The sequence below is a fragment of the Micromonospora sp. I033 genome, assembly GCF_053890995.1.
Window position 1 is genome coordinate 1 of record NZ_JBSSLX010000355.1, and the last position, 3263, is coordinate 3263.

4 protein-coding genes and 1 pseudogene are annotated in these 3263 nt (G+C 73.2%); 3 read left to right on the forward strand and 2 right to left on the reverse strand.

What is annotated here, in order from left to right; all coding sequences use genetic code 11:
• From ACW0Q9_RS29930 to otsB, 3 genes and pseudogenes are all read left to right on the forward strand, one after another.
• Window positions 1-112, forward strand: a pseudogene (locus tag ACW0Q9_RS29930) (transcriptional regulator); the annotation flags it as partial.
• A 179-nt stretch (window positions 113-291) separates the two neighbouring features.
• Window positions 292-645, forward strand: coding sequence for a hypothetical protein (locus ACW0Q9_RS29935; RefSeq protein WP_091314007.1), 354 nt, complete (start codon window positions 292-294; stop codon window positions 643-645).
• A gap of 70 nt (window positions 646-715) precedes the next feature.
• Window positions 716-1540 (forward strand): trehalose-phosphatase, encoded by an 825-nt coding sequence (gene otsB / locus ACW0Q9_RS29940; RefSeq protein WP_456187029.1) that lies wholly within the window; start codon window positions 716-718, stop codon window positions 1538-1540.
• A gap of 13 nt (window positions 1541-1553) precedes the next feature.
• Here otsB and ACW0Q9_RS29945 read toward each other — a convergent pair whose 3' ends face one another.
• Both ACW0Q9_RS29945 and ACW0Q9_RS29950 read right to left on the reverse strand, forming a co-directional pair.
• Entirely contained in the window at window positions 1554-2324 is a 771-nt protein-coding gene (locus ACW0Q9_RS29945; protein ID WP_456187031.1) for an isoprenyl transferase, read from the reverse strand.
• An 80-nt stretch (window positions 2325-2404) separates the two neighbouring features.
• On the reverse strand, window positions 2405-3263 hold an 859-nt coding region (locus tag ACW0Q9_RS29950; protein WP_456187033.1), incomplete at its 5' end, for a geranylgeranyl reductase.

Genomic DNA, 3263 nt, shown 5'->3' on the forward strand with positions numbered 1-3263 from the left:
CCCGAACGTCTCCGACGCGGAGAAGTTCCACATCCGGGAAACCATTCGCTACCTCGCTTACCGCCCGACACTCCCGGCCGATTCCGGAAAACGAGACAGACAGGCCGGATAGACGACACTCCAGTTAGTTCCGCAAATGGCGAAAGAACGGCCGGACAGATCCGATCGATGCCCTACGGGCTCGGACCGGACGCGCTAGCGTCCCTGTTTGTACTGCTCGGGGCTCGTCGTCGGCGGGGGGACGGGACACAGCCGAACCCAGCCCTGCGGGACAGAAGGAGGGGTCTGTCCATGACCCTGAAATGGTTGGCAGTCGTGGTCGCGGTGGTGTCGGTGACATCGTGCGTGACCGGCAACGTGGTGGTCGGCGTACTGGACGGCGGGCAGCTTCCCCTGGTCGTCAATCTCTTCGCGCTCATCACGGCCGGCACCGCGGTGGTTCTCGCCGTCGTCGCCGAGCTGCACGACCGGCTCAACGACCGGGTCAGCGCGCTCACCGAGTTCCTGGTGGCGCGGCTCAACGAGATCGAGGCGCACACCGGCGACCGGAACACCGGCTTCGTGGAGGGCTACCTGCTGAGCCACGGGCAGGAAGCGGCCGTGGTGCCGTTCGGGCGTCGGGGACGGGGAGCCGCCGAACGCTGACCTTTCGCGTCGTCCCGACGACACATCTCGGCCACGAATACGCCGCCGTGACCGGGGTACGCTGTCGCGCGTGCCGCCGTTGAATCTGGGCAACCAGCAGCCGAAGACCCCGTTGGACGCCGAGCACGCGTGGCGTGCCACCGCCGCCCGCGCCGGCGACGTGGTGCTCTTCTTCGACTTCGACGGCACCCTCGCGCCGGTCGACGACGACCCGACCGCCGTCCAGCCCGCGCCGAAGGTGCTCGCCGCGCTGGAGGCGCTCGCCCCGCGGGTACGCCGGATCGCCATCGTCTCCGCGCGCCCGGTGGAGTTCCTCCGCGACCACCTCGGCGGCCTCGCCGGCATCGACCTCTACGGCCTCTACGGCCTGGAGCACAGCCACTCCGGCGGCGAGACCGTCACCGAGCCGGCCGCCCTGCCCTGGGTGCCCACCATGGCCGAGCTGGCCGAGCAGGCCCGCGCCGAGTTGCCGCCCGGCGCCCTGGTGGAGTTCAAGCGGCTCTCCGTCGCCCTGCACTGGCGCACCGCGCCGCAGCTCGGCGACCTCGTGCAGGAGTGGGGCCGGGCCCGGGCCGAGCGGCTGGGCCTGCGCTGCCAGGCCGGGCGCATGGTGCTGGAGCTGAAGCCCCCCGTCGACCGGGACAAGGGCATGGTCATCGGCGAGGCCGTCCGGGACGCCGGCGGCGCCTGGTACTTCGGCGACGACGTCTCCGACATCAAGGCGTTCGCGGCGCTGCGCGCCCGGGCCGCCACCGACCCGCAGTTCCTCGGCGTCTGCGTCGCCGTGGCGAACCCGGAGACCGGCCACGAGGTGGCCGACGCCGCCGACCTCACCCTCGACTCCCCCGCCGCCCTCGGCGACTTCCTCACCGAGGCCCTCCCCCACCTGCGCTGAACCCGCCGGGGGGTTATGCGCCGAAGCGGCGCTGGCGGGTGGCGTAGGAGCGCAGGGCGCGCAGGAAGTCGACCCGGCGGAAGTCGGGCCAGTTGAGTTCGCAGAAGTAGAACTCCGAGTGCGCGCTCTGCCAGAGCATGAAGCCGGACAGGCGCTGCTCGCCGCTGGTCCGGATGATCAGATCCGGGTCGGGCAGGCCCTTGGTGTAGAGGTGCTCGGAGATGTGGTCGACGTCGATCGAGTTGGCCAGCTCCTCGACCGTGCCGCCGGTCGCGGCGTGCTCCAGCAGCAGCGAGCGGACCGCGTCGGCGATCTCCCGCCGGCCGCCGTACCCCACGGCGATGTTGACCTGGGCCCCGCCGCCGCGCTGCCGGGTGCGCTCCTCGGCCGCCTTGAGGGCGGCGGCGTGGTGCGCGGGCAGCACGTCGAGGGCGCCGACCATCCGCAGCCGCCAGGGGTTGCCCTCCTCGGCCAGCTCGGTGGTGAGGTCCTCGATGATCTGGAGCAGCGGGTCCAGCTCGGCGGCCGGCCGGGAGAGGTTGTCGGTGGAGAGCAGCCAGAGCGTGACGTGCCCGACACCGGCGGCGTCGCACCAGCGCAGCAGCTCCTTGATCCGCTCGGCGCCCATCCGGTGGCCGTCGTTCGGGTCGACGAAGCCCATCTCCCGGGCCCATCTGCGGTTGCCGTCGCACATCACGCCGACGTGCCGGGGCACGGGCTTGCCCGCGAGCTTCGCCGTGAGCCGGCGCTCGTACACGGAGTAGAGGAGTTTCCGCAGAGTCATCACCTTGCAGGGTAGCGACCCGCGTGGGAGATCAGTGTCTCGGTCGCGCATCGCCGACGGCTTCAGGTCGCGGCGCGGCGTCAGACGCGCCGAGCTGAAGCTGTCGTATGGGCCAGGCCAAAGCCGATCATGCCCAGGGTGCGGGCGTCGAGACGTCCGTCACCCAGTCCGAGCTCCACCACGGTCCGGTAGACCCGCTCGTCGCGGCGGGCGGCGCGCACCGCCGCATCGACCACCCACCGGCGCCGGGCCAGCCAGGCCGCCACCGAGCTGTGCCGCAGGTGGGTGCCGAGCCGGTGGCGCAGGGCGTCGGCGTAGCGGCGGGCGGCCCGGTCCGGGCTGCCGGCCGCGGCGGCGCCGGCCAGGGCCCCGGAACGCAGCGCGTAGAAGATGCCCTCGCCGGTGAACGGATTGATCAGTGAGAGCGCGTCGCCGGCCAGCACCACCCGGCCCCGCCCCGGCGCCGGCCGGTGGGTGGAGAGCGGCAGGTGGTGGGCGCGCAGGTCGGTCACGGCCGCCGGGTCGGTGCCGGGAAGCAGGGCGGCCAGCCGGTCCAGCAGGTGGGCGCGGGTCAGCGGCTCGCCGCGCAGCACCTCCCCGTACCCGACGTTGGCCTGGCCGTCACCGATCGGGAAGGACCAGGCGTACGCGGGCCAGCGCGGCGACGAGGTGACGATGAGCTGCTCGGGCGGGCCGGGGCGAGCCGGGGCGTAGCCCCGGATGGCGAGCGCCAGGTGGCGGTCCGGGTTCGCCGGGTGGCCCAGTGTCCGGCGCAGCACCGAGCCGGCCCCGTCCGCTCCGACCACCGCCCGGGCGGCCAGGTCCCCGTCGAGCACCACCCGGTCCTCGCGCACCTCCACCGCGCGTACGGTGTGCCGGCGCAGCTCCGCCCCGGCCGCGGTCGCCGCCGCCACCAGCCGCGCGTCGAACACCTGCCGG